This window comes from Pseudonocardia sp. WMMC193, assembly GCF_021728735.1.
GTDB lineage: Bacteria > Actinomycetota > Actinomycetes > Mycobacteriales > Pseudonocardiaceae > Pseudonocardia > Pseudonocardia oroxyli.
Map to the genome: position 1 here is coordinate 4,534,144 of NZ_JAKKDO010000003.1, position 12,850 is coordinate 4,546,993.

Below are 12,850 nucleotides of genomic sequence, written 5' to 3' on the forward strand. Positions count from 1 at the left end.
TCACGTGGCAAGCCAGTCGTTCACCGTCACCATCGCGGGCGGTGGGCTCGGAGGTCTCACCACCGCGCTCGCCCTGCGGCGGAAGGGTCTGCGGACCGTCGTGCTCGAGCAGGCGCCGCAGCTCGGCGAGGTCGGGGCGGGCATCCAGACCGCGCCGAACGCCAGCCGCATCCTGTTCGGCCTCGGCCTGCGCAGGCAGATGGCCGCGATCCACACCGAGCCCACGGACCAGGTCCGGCGCCGGTGGGCGGACGGCTCGATCATCGCCTCGCTCCCCCTCGCGGACCGGGTGAAGCGCGAGTACGGCGCCCCGTACTGGCACTACCACCGCGCCGACCTGCACCGCATCCTGCTCGCGGCGTGCACCGACCCCGACGGCCCCGGCCCGGTCACCGAGGTGCACACGGACTCCGGGGTGGTCGACGTGGACCGGTCCGCGCCCGACCGCCCGGTCGCGGTCACGGCGGACGGGCGCCGGTTCGCGGGTGACGTCCTGATCGGGGCGGACGGCATCCGGTCGCGGGTCCGCGACGCGTGCGACTTCGACGACACGCTCGTCTTCTCCGGCGAGATGTGCTTCCGCGCGCTGATCCCCGGGGACAAGATCCGGGCCGATCCCACCACGCGTTTCCTGGCCGACCGGTTCCACTCGACGATCTGGTACGGCCCGGACCGCCACCTCGTGCACTACTTCGTCCGCGGCGGGGAGTACCTCAACGTCGTCGCCGTGGTGCCGAACACCCTCGACACCACGGACGCCTGGACCCTGCCCGCCACCGCCGCGGAACTGGTCGACGCCTTCCCGGGCTGGGACGACCGCGTCGCCGCCGTGCTGGCCAAGGCGGACGACGCGTCGAAGTGGGCGCTGTTCCGCCGCCGTCGGGACCCGGTGTGGGTGGACGGGCGGGTCGCCCTGCTCGGAGACGCCTGCCACGCCATGCTCCCCTACCAGGCCCAGGGCGCGTCCCAGGCCATGGAGGACGCGGCGGTGCTGGCCGAGGAGCTGGGCGCCGTGACCCGGGACGGGATCGACGGCGCACTGGTCCGGTACGTCTCCCGCCGGGCGACGCACGCCGGGATGGTCCAGGATGCGTCGCTCGAGAACATGCGCTTCTACCACCTGCCCGACGGCCCCGAGCAGCGGGAACGCGACGAGCTCCTCCGGGACTTCCGGGGCGAGTCCGACCTGTCCTACGACTGGCTGTGGGGCGGCTCGCCGCTCCACGACCCCGACACCGAGTCCCTCACCTACCCCTTCGCTCGTTAAGGAGCACCCCATGCGTACTGGCGACCAGGTCGTCCAGGACCTCCCGTGGAAGTGGGGGGTCCAGGGCAGGATCTTCGTCATCGGCGGCCTCGGCTACATGTTCGACGCCTGGGACGTCTCCCTCAACGGGTTCCTCACCCCGCTGCTGGGCACCGAGTTCGGCCTCTCCACCGGCCAGCGCGGCCTCGTCGCGACGGCCAACCTCATCGGCATGGCCGTCGGCGCCATCGCCTGGGGCACCATCGCGGACCGGATGGGCCGCAAGAAGGCCTTCTCGATCACGCTGATGATCTTCGCGTTGTTCTCCGTGCTCGGTGCGCTGTCGCCGAGCTGGGAGGTCTTCCTCGTGCTGCGGTTCCTCGCGGGCGTCGGCCTCGGGGGGTGCATCCCGGTGGACTACGCGATCGTGTCCGAGTTCTCGCCACGCAAGCAGCGCGGCCGGGTGCTGGCCGCGATGGACGGCTGGTGGCCGATCGGCACCACGCTGGCGGGCGTCAGCGCCACGTTCCTGGTGCCCGTCACCGGCAACTGGCGCTGGATGCTGGCGCTGATGGTGCTGCCCGCGATCCTGCTGTTCTGGATCCGTCGCGGCGTGCCGGAGTCCCCGCTCTACCTGGCCCGCACCGGCCGCGAGGCCGAGGCCCGGGCCGTCATCGACGACATGGTGATGCGGACCGGGGCCACGCCGGAGCCCTACGAGATCCCCGCGCCGGTCGCCGTCGAGAAGCAGCGGTCGCGGGGGATCGCCGCCGCGTTCGAGCAGCTCAAGCTGGTGTGGGCGTTCAACCCGCGGATCACCGGGGTGGCCTGGGCGCTGTTCGTCTCGGTCATGGTCGTCTACTACGCGGCCCTGTCCTGGATGCCGTCGATCCTGCGCGCCCAGGGCATGGGCGACGTGGCGGCGTTCGGCTCCACGACCGTCATGAACGCCGTCGGCATCCTCGGCGTGCTCACCTCGGTGCTACTGGTCGAGGTCGTCGGGCGCAAGTGGGTGATCGGGGTGGCCGCGCCGCTGGCCGCCGTCTCGCTCGTCGTGTTCTCGCTGGTCCTGGGCTCGTCGACGGCAGCGATCGTGATGATCGCGGTGTTCGGCTTCTTCGCCCTCGTCGTCATCCCGGTCATGTACGCCTACGTCTCCGAGCTGTACCCGACCGAGCTGCGGGCCTCCGGCTTCGGCTGGGCCTCGTCGATGAGCCGCGCGGTGACCGGCTTCGTGCCGCTGGTGTTCGGCACGCTGCTCTGGCCGGTGCTCGGCCTGCCGCTGACGTTCGCGCTGATGGCGGTCGTCGTGTTCGCCGCCGTCGCCTACATGGCCTTCGGCGCGCCGGAGACGAAGGGCCGGGAGCTCGACCGGATCGCCGGTGCGGAGGTCCCCGCCGCCGCCGACAAGCAGGTCGTGTGAAGCCCGCCGCCTTCGAGTACCACCGCGCCCGCACGCCCGCGGGCGCGGTGGGGCTCCTCACCGAGCTCGGGGACGACGCGAAGATCATCGCAGGCGGCCAGAGCCTCGTCGCCATGATGAACTTCCGGCTCGCCCGGCCGGAGCACCTCGTCGACATCACCCACGTGGACTCGCTGCGCGGGATCGCGGTGTCGGAGGGCGAGATCCGCATCGGCGCGCTCACCACCCACCGCGAGGTCGAGAAGGCCGGGCTCGGGGTGCTCTCCGCGGCCATGCGCTGGGTGGGGCACCTGCCCATCCGCACCCGCGGCACGGTCGGCGGGAGCATCGCGCACGCCGACGCCACCGCCGAGTGGTGTCTGCTCGCCGTCCTCTTCGACGCCCGGATCGTCGTGGAGGGCCCGTCGGGGGTTCGCGAGATCCGGGCGTCGGAGTTCTTCCTGGGCCCGTTCACCACGGCCCTGGGACCCGACGAGCTGATCACCGCCCTGGTCTTCCCGGCTCCGCTGCCCCGGGCCGCACTCACCGAGTACGCGGACCGCCGCGGCGACTTCGCGCTGGTCGCGGCCGCCGTCGACCTCGACGCGGACCGGGTCGTCCTCGGCGGCGTCGGCGCCGTCCCGGCGCTCGTGAGTGGTAAGTGGTGCTCTGGCACCACTTACCGCGCACGGGCGGCGGCAGCCGCGGGGTCGCTGGAGCTGCGGGACGAGCCGGGGATCAGCGCGCACTACCGGCGCGGGCTGGTCCGGACGCTGGTCGAGCGCGCGTACGAGGAGGCCGCGAATGGCTGAGCGGGTGTTGGGGGCCTCGGTGCCGCGGCGGGAGGACCCGCGGCTGCTGGCCGGGCGCGGGCGGTTCGTCGACGACATCGCGTTGCCGGGGATGCTGCACGCACAGTTCGTGCGCAGCTCGGAGGCCTTCGCGGAGATCGTGTCCGTCGATCTCTCCGAGGTGCGCGCGGTGCCCGGGGTGGTGGCGGCCTACGCCGCCGCGGACCTGGACCTGCGCGACATCACCGCGCTGCTGGACCGGCCCGCGCACGAGTTCGTGCCGACCGCCATGCCGGTCCTCGCCCGGGACACGGTGCGCTACGTCGGCGAGCCGATCGCGATCGTCGTCGCCAAGGACCCGTACGCGGCGGAGGACGGCGTCGAGGCGGCGGTCGTCGAGTACGCGCCGCGGGAGCCGGTGGTCAGCGACCTGGGCGCGCTGGCGGAGGGCGCCCCGCTCGTGCACCCCGAGGCGCCCCGCAACACCCTCGTCGACGTGTCGCTGTTCGCCACCGAGGGGATCGACGCGGTGTTCGAGGCGGCACACACCGTCGTCGAGGTGCGCACCAAGACGGGACGGCAGAACGCGCTGCCGCTGGAGACCCGCGGCGTGGTCGCGGACTGGGACGACCGGGACGAGCAGCTGCGCGTGCAGACCTGCACCCAGGTCCCCCACCAGGTCCGCACGGTGCTCGCCGCCTGCGTCGGGCTCGCCGAGAAGCAGGTGCGGGTCACCGTGCCCGACATGGGCGGCGGGTTCGGGCAGAAGTGCGTGGTGGGGCGCGAGGAGATCGTCGCCGCGGCCGCCGCGCTGCGCCTGCGCAGGCCCGTCAAGTGGATCGAGGACCGGCGGGACGCGCTCACCGCGGCCTTCCTCGCCCGCGAGCAGCGGTACGCGGTGCGGGCCGCCTTCTCCGAGACCGGCGAGATCCTGGCGCTGGACGCGGACGTCGTGTGCGACATGGGCGCCTACTCCTGCTACCCCTTCACGGCCGGGATCGAGCCGCTGATGGCGTCCGCCGAGATGCCGTCGGTCTACACGGTACCCGCCTACCGGGTGCGCGGCCGCGCCGTCACCACCAACAAGGCGCCGACCGCGCCCTACCGCGGGGTCAGCAGGCCGCAGTACGTGATGGTGATGGAGCGGGTGATGGAGAAGGCCGCCCGCGCGCTGGGCCTCGACCCGCTCGAGGTGCGCAGGCGCAACCTGATCACGGTCTTCCCCTACACCGGGGTCAACGCCATCACCTACGACCCGGGCTCCTACCGGGAGTCGCTGGACCTGTGCGAGCAGACGCTGCGGGACGAGGGCTGGTTCGACCGCCGCTCCGACGGGGTGATCGGCATCGGGTTCGCCTGCTTCTCCGAGCGCACCGGCTACGGCTCGGGCGCCTTCGCCCAGCGCCGGATGCAGGTCGTGCCGGGCTTCGACCTCTCCGAGATCCGGATGGACCTGGACGGGACGGTCTCCGTCACCACCGGCACCCTGTCGCACGGCCAGAGCCACGAGACGACGATGGCCCAGATCGTCGCGGACCGGCTCGGCATCCCCTACGACCGCGTCAAGATCGTGCAGGGCGACACGGACCGCATCACCTACGGCTGGGGCTCCTTCGCCTCCCGCTCCATCACCATCGGCGGCAGCGCCGTGGCGGCGGCGTCGGTGAAGCTCGGGGACCAGCTGCGCGAGATCGCCGCGCACCTGCTCGGCGGCGACCCGGCGGCCGCGGTGCTCGAGGACGGCGGGGTGCGGCTCGGGGACGAGCGGCTCTCGTTCCCCGAGATCGCGGACGTGGCCTACCTGAGATCCCACCTGCTGCCGAAGGGCGTCGGGCCGGGGCTCGCGGCCACCGCGAGCTTCGACGTCGCCGGGGACGGGACCTTCTCGAACGCGACGCACGGCGTGGTCGTCGAGCTGGACCCGGGGACCGGTGGCGTGGAGATCCTGCGCTACGTCTGCGTCGAGGACTGCGGCGTGGCGATCCATCCGCAGGTCGTGGAGGGGCAGGCGCGCGGCGGGATCGCGCAGGGCATCGCGGGCGCGCTGTTCGAGGAGGTCCGCTACGACGACGCGGGCCAGCCCCTCGCCCCGTCCTTCATGGAGTACAAGGTGCCCACCGCCGCCGAGATCCCGGACGTGCGCATCGAGCACCTCGAGACCCCCTGCGCCTTCACCGAGAACGGGGCCAAGGGCGCCGGGGAGGGCGGCACGATCGGCGCCCCCGCCGCCGTGCTCAACGCGATCAACGACGCCCTGCGCCGCACCGGGGTCGAGCTGGACGACACCCCGATCCCGCGCGAGGCGATCTTCCGAGCCCTGGAGGCCTCATGATCCAGCTGGTGGAACTGTCCGTGAACGGCGTGCGCCACGACCTCGCGATCGAGCCGCGGCGCACGCTGGTCGACGTGCTGCGCCACGACCTGCGGCTCACCGGCACGCACGTCGGCTGCGAGCACGGCATCTGCGGCGCGTGCACCGTGCTCGTCGACGGGCAGCCGGCGCGGGCCTGCCTGCTGTTCGCCGCGCAGGTCGAGGGCGCGGACATCCGCACCGTCGAGTCGCTGTCGGAGGGCGGCGCGCTGAACGACCTGCAGCAGTGCTTCTCCGAGCACCACGGCCTGCAGTGCGGCTTCTGCACACCGGGGATGCTGATGCTCGCCGAGGGCTATCTCGCCGACGAGCCGGACGCCACCAAGGAGGAGATCCGCGAGGTGGTGGCGTCCAACCTGTGCCGCTGCACGGGGTACCAGACCATCGTCGAGGCGATCGACGACTGCGCCTCCCGCCGTCGGGCGGCGCTGCAGGACCGGCTGGACAGGAGTGCGTCGTGAGCGTGCACGGATCGTCGACGGACGCGACCTACGACCAGGCGGGCTTCGGTGCGCCGGTGCGGCGCGGGGAGCGGCCCGCGATCGTGGTCGTGGACCTGACGACGGGCTTCACCGACCCGGCCTTCCCGACGGGCGCGGACCTGACGGACGTCGTGGAGGCGACGACCCGGCTGGTCACCACCGCACCGGACGTCCCGGTCGTCTACACCACGATCGCGTACACGCCCGCCGAGCTGGACACGGTCGCGTGGCTGCACAAGGCGCCGGGGATGCGGGCGCTCGAGGTCGGCTCCGAGGCGGTGGAGATCGACTCCCGGCTGCCGGTGACGGACGCCGACCACCTGATCGTCAAGAAGGGCGCGTCGGCGTTCTTCGGGACGGGGCTGGCGGCGCTGCTCGCGGCGCTCCGGGTGGACACCGTGATCGTCTGCGGCGCCACGACCAGCGGCTGTGTGCGGGCCACGGCGGTCGACGCCATGCAGTCCGGCTACCCGGTGCTGGTCCCGCGGGAGTGCGTCGGGGACCGGGCGGACGGGCCCGCGCAGGCGAACCTGTTCGACATCCAGGCGAAGTACGGCGACGTGATCTCCCTCGACGACGCGCTCGCCTACGTGGGAGGGCTCAAGTGACCCGGGTCGTGCGGCAGGACGCCCTGGCCGACCTCGCGGACGTCCCGGCGACCTCGCGCTGGGCCCGCAACGGTGCGGTCCGCCTGCACCTGCTGGACTACGGCGGGGACGGCGTGCCGCTGGTGATCCTCCCCGGGATCACCAGCCCGGCGATCTGCATGGACTTCGTGGCCCGCGCGCTCACCGACCTCGTCCGCCCCGTGGTGGTCGACGTCCGCGGGCGCGGCCTGTCGGACTCCGGCCCCGGGTACACGCTCGCGGACTACGCGGGAGACGCCCTCGCCGTCCTCGACCTGTTCGAGGACCCGCTGCTGCTGGGGCACTCGATGGGCGCCCGGATCGCCGCGGTCACCGCCGCGCGCAGGCCCCTGCGCGGCACGGTCCTCGTCGACCCGCCGATGAGCGGGCCCGACCGCGGCCCGTACCCCACGACCCTCACGGCGTTCCTGGGCCAGCTCGACCAGGCCGTGGCCGGCACGACGGCGGACGAGGTCGCGCTGTCCTGGCCGCGCTGGCCCCGCCGGGAGCAGGAGCTGCGCGCGCGGTGGCTCTCCAGCTGCGACCGCGAGGCCGTCGCCGAGACCCACCGGGGCTTCGAGACCGAGGACTTCTTCGCGACCTGGCCGCAGGTCCCCGCCCCCACGACCCTCCTCTACGGTGCCGACTCCCCCGTCGTCACCGCCGCGGGGGCGAAGGAGGCGGCGGAGGCGAACACGGCCGCGGCCCTGGTGGAGATCCCCGACGCCGGCCACATGGTGTTCTGGGACGCCCCGCAGGCCGCACTCGACCTGCTCCGCACGGCCCTGGTCCCCCTGCTCTGAGCGTCGGTCCGGCCGAATGGGTGATGGCCGTAACGCTGCGTGGTCAGGGCCGACGTACCTGATGTCTCGCGCTCCCCACGCATCGGAGATGTCATGTCGTCGCGCCCGCCGTCGGACCGCGCCCCGAACCGGACCATCGGGGCCTCTCGAGGTCGTCCCCGTCCCCCTGCCGAGCCCGCCACCGTCCCGTTCGTCGTCGTGCCGCGCCAGCGTTCCGCGCCCCCGCCGGTCGGTCGCCCCACCAAGCTCGTCGTGCCCGGCCAGCGGGGGCCGCAGCCCCGCAAGGGTTCCCGACGGCCGGTGCTCGTCATCGGCGCGTGTGTCGCCGCGGCGCTGATCGGGCTCACCGCGGTGACGGGCCTGGTGTCCGCGCTGTCCTCGCCTCCGCCCGTCGTCGCCCCCACCTCCGCGACCACGACCACCGCACCCTGATCACGCGCCGTAGGTGAACTGCCCGGCCGGGCTCCAGGGGCCGCCGTCGTAGTGCCACAGGGCCAGCGCCACGACCCGTGTCTCCACCTCGGGTCGGGGGGCGAGCGCGGCGTGCAGCGCCCGCGCCGCCTCGGGCGTGACCTTGTTCTGCACCGTGACGTGCAGCTCCCGCTTGCCGCGGTCCTGGGCGGTCAGGTGGGCCGCCCACCGCTCGACGGCGGCGGCCCGCCAGCCGAGCACGTCCGGTGCGTCGACCCGGAGGGCGACCCCGCGCCCGAGCAGCCGCGGGGGTCCGACGGACGCGTGCGGCGGATCGCGGCGCACGGCCGCGGCGAGCTCCGCCGCGACCTCGGCTCCGAGCTCGCCCGGCAGCGCGTGGAAGACGGTGACGTGCGCGTCGAGGTGGTTGCGCTCCGGCGGGAAGTGCCGGGCGCGCAGGGCGTTCAGCTCGGACTGCACCGGCTCGGCCAACACCGCGGACACCACGAGCGGACGCACCGCCCGAGCTTCCCCGCTCCGCCGCGTCACCGCACGAGGAAGCGGTCGATCTCCGCCGCGGTCGGGCCGGTGGCCGGGCCCGCCTTCGTGACGGCCAGGGCGGCGGCCGCGTTGGCGCGGCGCGCCGCCTCGAGCACGTCCTCGCCGCGGAGGAGGGCGGCTGCTAGGACGCCGCAGTGGGCGTCTCCCGCGCCGTTGGTGTCCACGGCCTCGACCGCGAACCCGGGGACGACCTCGACGGCGCCGCTCCGGGCGACCAGGCACCCCGCGGCGCCGTCTCGGACCAGCACGATCGCGCCCTCGTGCAGCCGCGTGCCCAGCTCCAGCGCCGCCGCGGACAGGTCGGAGCGGCCGGTGAGCAGCCGGGCCTCGCGGGCGTTCGTGCTCAGCACGCAGGTGCGGGCCAGGGCGCGCGACCACAGGTCCGGGTCGATGTCGGCGACCAGCGGGCCCGGGTCCAGCAGCACCGCGCCGCCGGAGACGGCGAGGATCTGCTCGGCCTTCTCCGGGACGAGCAGGCTGTACCCCGAGACGTACAGCAGGTCCGCGGCGCTGACCTGCGGCAACGAGCCGGACACCGCGGTCTCCGCGCCGCTGCCGGTGACGAAGGTGCGCTCGCCGGAGTCGTCCACCAGGACCACGCAGATCCCGGTGTCGACCGCCGAGATCGGCGCGGACGTCGTCACGCCCTCGGCGGCCAGGGCCGCCCGGGCCAGGTCGCCGTGCGGGCCCGTGCCGTGCCCGCCGGTGTAGACGACCGCCGCGCCGTCCCGCGCGGCGGCGGCCATGACGTTGAACCCGCCGCCCGCGGCGAGCGTGGTCGACGAGGCCATGACGTCCCCGCCCGCGGGCGGGAGCGCGGGGACGCGCAGCACCAGGTCGATCACGACCTGTCCGGTGTGGACGAGCCTGCCGATCACGCGAGCGGGATGGACTCGGTGCGCCGCGCACCGCCCAGGGCCGCGTAGACCCCGGCGGCGACGACGAAGGTGATCACCCAGGCCAGGCCGTTCTCGCCGAACCAGGTGCCCGCGAGCGGGCCGGTGAACCAGGGCGCGGACGACGGGCCCAGCGTGGCGAACAGGTACCCGCCGACGATCGCGAGGAGCCAGGCCAGGAAGGCCCGCGGCTCGACGCCCGCGCGATACCAGTAACCGCTGCTGCGGGAGGTGTCCATCAACGCCACGGGGTCATAGTGGTGCCGGCGCAGCATGTCGACGGCGATCACGCCCACCCATGCGGTGATCGGCACCGCCAGCGCGCTGATGAACGCGATGAAGGGCCCGTAGAAGCCGTCCGCGATCAGGATGAAGTAGATCGCGCCGACGAACGTGACGACGACGTCCACCACCACCGCGTAGACGCGCCGGACCCGGATCCCGAGGGTCAACGTGGTCAGGCCCGCCGAGTAGACCGAGAGGTGGTTGCTCAGCAGCAGCCCGCCGAACGCGGCGATCAGGTACGGCACGGCCATCCACGTGGGGAGCATGGCGCGGATCGCGGCGACCGGGTCGCCCGCGTCCGCCAGGCTCGGGTCGCCCGCGGCGAGCATGCTGCCCAGCGAGATCAGCAGGACCAGCGGGATGCCCGCGCCCGCGGCCGCGCTCAGCACCAGCTGCCCGGCGCGCACCGCCGGTGCCTGGTAGCGGGACATGTCGGCGGACGCGTTGGCCCACCCGATGCCGGTCCCGGCGGCGATCACACCGATCCCCGCGATGACGACGCCGATCGGGGCGGGCACGGCCGCGCCCACCGCGGACCAGTCGATCGTCGCCACGAGGAACCCGCCGACGACGATGTTCAGCGCGCCGAACACCCAGGTGGCCCAGCGCTGCACGGACACCAGGAACGCGTGCCCGAGGCCCGCGACCACCACCGTGAGCAGCACGAACACCAGGATGCAGACGATCGTCAGCACCGGGTGGTCCTTGGCCTCGGGGCTGGTCCCGAACAGGATCGTGGCCAGCGAGAGCAGGGCGAACGCCGCCGTCGTGGTGTTGACGGTCTCCCAGCCGAGCCGCGAGAGCAGCGAGACGACGGTCGGTCCGATGTTGCCGCGGGCGCCGAAGACCGCCCGGGACAGGGTGAGTCCCGGCGCGCCACCACGCCTGCCGGTGATCGAGACGGCCCCGACGATCGCGAAGGACCCGACCGCACCGACGACCGCGGCGATCACCGCCTGCCAGACGGTCATCCCCATCGCGACGAGCGTGGCCCCCAGCGGCAGGCCGAGGATCGAGATGTTGGCCGCGAACCAGACCCAGAACAGCTGGCCCGGCCGCCCCTCCCGCTCCCCGGCGGGCACGGGTTCGATACCGCGGGTCTCCAGTGTGGAGTCGGATGCCGCCGGGTTCTGGGGCGACCGGGTGGAGACCGGGGGACGGTCGGCGGCGGAGCCGCCGGGGTGGGTGGGCGGAGTCGTCATCGTCGTTCTCCCTCTACGGTCGGGTGCGCAGGGCGAGCAAGCCGTCGACGACGGGCTCGAGGTCGAGATCGTTGGCGTCCCGGACCTGGGCGAGCAGGTCCGCGGGCAGCCCGGACGCGCCGTGGTGTGCGCCGAGGATCGCGCCGCAGATCGCGGCGACGGTGTCGGTGTCGCCGCCGAGCGAGGCGGCCGTGGTGAGCGCGGTGCGGGGGTCGTCGCCGTAGGCCTCGATCAGCGCGAACGCGGCGATCACGGACTCGTTGGCGGCCACCGAGGTCCCCACCACGCCGGCGATGTCGTCGACGGGCGGGCGGGTCGCGCGCACCCACCGGAGGCGGGCGGCGATCGTGCCGCCCGCCACCCAGTGACCACGCGCGGCTCCGGCCGCGGCAGCCCGCTCGGCGGCGTCCAGCGCGTCAGGGAGCCCCGCGCCGGACACGCCTGCGGACACCGCGGCGGCCACCGCCGCCGCCGCGGCGATGCCGAGGGTCGTGTGGTGGGTGACCACGCTGGACGAGACGACCGCGTCCAGCAGGTGCGGCTCCGCGAAGGCGATCCCCACCGGCGCCACCCGCATGGCCGCGCCGTTGGTGGTGCCGTCCCGCCCCGTCTTCTCGACGGCCTCGCCCTCACGCAGCCGGGTCAGCGCGCGGCGCGTGGAGGGGCCGAGGAGGTCGAGCGAGCCGCGGCGGATCATGTCCGCCTCCCACTCCTCGAGCGCGGCGGCGAAGGCGTGGGGCTCGACGGTCCCCTCGCCCTCGATCAGCAGCCGCGCCAGCAGCAGTGCCTGCTCGGTGTCGTCGGTGATCGACCCGGCGGGCATGTTCGGGGCGATCGGCTGGTCGGGGGCGCCGTCGAGCAGGCGGTCGACCACGCCGTACCGGGCCGTGATCTCACTGCGGGACAACGACTGGGTGGGCATCCCCAGCGCGTCCCCGATCGCGAGTCCCCACAGCGCTCCGAGCGCACGGTCCCTCATGACGAGAACCGCAGGTGGAAGCGGAACCGTTCGGGGTCCAGCAGGCTGGTGACCCGCTCGACGAGGGCGCCGTCCGCCGCCCGCGTGACCCGGACGGCCTGCAGGAACGGCGTGCCGGGGGCGCGGTCGAGCAGGGCGGCGTCCGCGGCGTCGAGCGGCACCACGGAGATCGTCTGCTCGCCCTCGACCCCGCGCAGGCCCGCGGCCGCCAGCGTCGCCGTGATCGAGTCGTCGACGAGCCCGGTCGCGGACACCGCCGAGGCGGGGATCAGCGCGGTCTCCAGCGAGACGGGCCGCCCGGCCGCGCTGCGGCGGCGGCGGACCACCACGAGACCGTCCGCCTCGGCGGGGTCGATGCCCAACAGCTCCACGGTGGCGTCCGCGCCGCTGTCGGCCAGTGCCCGCGCCCAGCCGATCTCCTGGTCGAGGGGCGCGCCGTCGAACGTGACGAACGAGCCGACCCCGGTCTCGGTGGTGATCAGGTCCTGTTTCTGCAGCTCGGCGAGTGCGCTGCGCACGGTCCCGCGGGACACGCTGTACCGCGCGGCGAGCTGGTTCTCCCCCGGGAGGCGGTCGCCGCGGGAGAGCCGCCCCGAGCGGATGTGCGCGGCGAGGTCGGAGACCAGCCGCGAGCGCTTGGAGTGGCGGACCTGTTCGGGCACGGCTCCGTTGTACATGAACCTGTTCATACCTGTCTACTGTCGGTGGAGGGATCGGTAGCCGACAGACGGATTGGTACGCCTCGGACGGAGTGCCCCCCTGTCCGGTCTGCCGATGAGCACGTCGGCGCCCAGC

General features: G+C 73.8%; 13 protein-coding genes. 8 read left to right on the forward strand and 5 right to left on the reverse strand.

The annotated features are described in order from the left end of the window. Positions 1-4 precede the first annotated feature (4 nt). The 8 genes from L3X23_RS23445 to L3X23_RS23480 all read left to right on the forward strand — a co-directional run bounded on the left by L3X23_RS23445 (position 5) and on the right by L3X23_RS23480 (position 8,153). Complete coding sequence (locus tag L3X23_RS23445; RefSeq protein WP_237194538.1) at positions 5-1,267, forward strand: FAD-dependent monooxygenase; 1,263 nt, start codon at positions 5-7, stop codon at positions 1,265-1,267. A 10-nt stretch (positions 1,268-1,277) separates the two neighbouring features. Next, positions 1,278-2,669: an MFS transporter gene (locus L3X23_RS23450; RefSeq protein WP_093086774.1), complete on the forward strand. Its 1,392-nt coding sequence runs from the start codon at positions 1,278-1,280 to the stop codon at positions 2,667-2,669. Beyond that, on the forward strand, positions 2,666-3,460 hold the full coding sequence (locus L3X23_RS23455) for a xanthine dehydrogenase family protein subunit M (RefSeq protein ID WP_237194540.1): 795 nt from the start codon (positions 2,666-2,668) through the stop codon (positions 3,458-3,460). The genes L3X23_RS23450 and L3X23_RS23455 overlap by 4 nt, the downstream gene beginning before the upstream one ends. Continuing rightward, complete coding sequence (locus L3X23_RS23460) at positions 3,453-5,771, forward strand: xanthine dehydrogenase family protein molybdopterin-binding subunit (protein ID WP_237194542.1); 2,319 nt, start codon at positions 3,453-3,455, stop codon at positions 5,769-5,771. The genes L3X23_RS23455 and L3X23_RS23460 overlap by 8 nt, the downstream gene beginning before the upstream one ends. After that, complete coding sequence (locus tag L3X23_RS23465) at positions 5,768-6,271, forward strand: (2Fe-2S)-binding protein (protein WP_237194544.1); 504 nt, start codon at positions 5,768-5,770, stop codon at positions 6,269-6,271. Before L3X23_RS23460 ends, L3X23_RS23465 begins: the two co-directional genes overlap by 4 nt. Then, a complete protein-coding gene (locus L3X23_RS23470; protein WP_237194546.1) occupies positions 6,268-6,900 on the forward strand; it encodes an isochorismatase family protein in 633 nt (210 codons plus the stop codon). The genes L3X23_RS23465 and L3X23_RS23470 overlap by 4 nt, the downstream gene beginning before the upstream one ends. Next, complete coding sequence (locus L3X23_RS23475; protein WP_237194548.1) at positions 6,897-7,721, forward strand: alpha/beta fold hydrolase; 825 nt, start codon at positions 6,897-6,899, stop codon at positions 7,719-7,721. The genes L3X23_RS23470 and L3X23_RS23475 overlap by 4 nt, the downstream gene beginning before the upstream one ends. Before the next feature lie 93 nt (positions 7,722-7,814). Continuing rightward, positions 7,815-8,153: a hypothetical protein gene (locus tag L3X23_RS23480; protein WP_237194550.1), complete on the forward strand. Its 339-nt coding sequence runs from the start codon at positions 7,815-7,817 to the stop codon at positions 8,151-8,153. On the opposite strand, the gene L3X23_RS23485 is transcribed toward L3X23_RS23480, so the two are convergent. Genes L3X23_RS23485 through L3X23_RS23505 form a run of 5 tightly spaced genes read right to left on the reverse strand, consistent with a single transcriptional unit; the run spans position 8,154 to position 12,744 of the window. Next, positions 8,154-8,651 (reverse strand): 2'-5' RNA ligase family protein, encoded by a 498-nt coding sequence (locus L3X23_RS23485; RefSeq protein WP_237194552.1) that lies wholly within the window; start codon positions 8,649-8,651, stop codon positions 8,154-8,156. A 26-nt stretch (positions 8,652-8,677) separates the two neighbouring features. Next, positions 8,678-9,571: a PfkB family carbohydrate kinase gene (locus tag L3X23_RS23490; RefSeq protein ID WP_237194554.1), complete on the reverse strand. Its 894-nt coding sequence runs from the start codon at positions 9,569-9,571 to the stop codon at positions 8,678-8,680. Further along, complete coding sequence (locus tag L3X23_RS23495; protein ID WP_237194556.1) at positions 9,568-11,076, reverse strand: cytosine permease; 1,509 nt, start codon at positions 11,074-11,076, stop codon at positions 9,568-9,570. Before L3X23_RS23495 ends, L3X23_RS23490 begins: the two co-directional genes overlap by 4 nt. Before the next feature lie 13 nt (positions 11,077-11,089). After that, entirely contained in the window at positions 11,090-12,055 is a 966-nt protein-coding gene (locus L3X23_RS23500) for an ADP-ribosylglycohydrolase family protein (RefSeq protein ID WP_237194558.1), read from the reverse strand. Further along, on the reverse strand, positions 12,052-12,744 hold the full coding sequence (locus L3X23_RS23505) for a GntR family transcriptional regulator (RefSeq protein ID WP_237194560.1): 693 nt from the start codon (positions 12,742-12,744) through the stop codon (positions 12,052-12,054). Before L3X23_RS23505 ends, L3X23_RS23500 begins: the two co-directional genes overlap by 4 nt. Between the last annotated feature and the right edge of the window lie 106 nt (positions 12,745-12,850).

Bases quoted from the DNA above. Each gene is read 5' to 3' on its own strand.
- L3X23_RS23500 (WP_237194558.1), bottom strand. From the start codon at position 12,055: ATGAGGGACCGTGCGCTCGGAGCGCTGTGGGGACTCGCGATCGGGGAC.
- L3X23_RS23495 (WP_237194556.1), bottom strand. From the start codon at position 11,076: ATGACGACTCCGCCCACCCACCCCGGCGGCTCCGCCGCCGACCGTCCC.
- L3X23_RS23460 (WP_237194542.1), top strand. From the start codon at position 3,453: ATGGCTGAGCGGGTGTTGGGGGCCTCGGTGCCGCGGCGGGAGGACCCG.
- L3X23_RS23505 (WP_237194560.1), bottom strand. From the start codon at position 12,744: ATGAACAGGTTCATGTACAACGGAGCCGTGCCCGAACAGGTCCGCCAC.
- L3X23_RS23480 (WP_237194550.1), top strand. From the start codon at position 7,815: ATGTCGTCGCGCCCGCCGTCGGACCGCGCCCCGAACCGGACCATCGGG.
- L3X23_RS23465 (WP_237194544.1), top strand. From the start codon at position 5,768: ATGATCCAGCTGGTGGAACTGTCCGTGAACGGCGTGCGCCACGACCTC.
- L3X23_RS23450 (WP_093086774.1), top strand. From the start codon at position 1,278: ATGCGTACTGGCGACCAGGTCGTCCAGGACCTCCCGTGGAAGTGGGGG.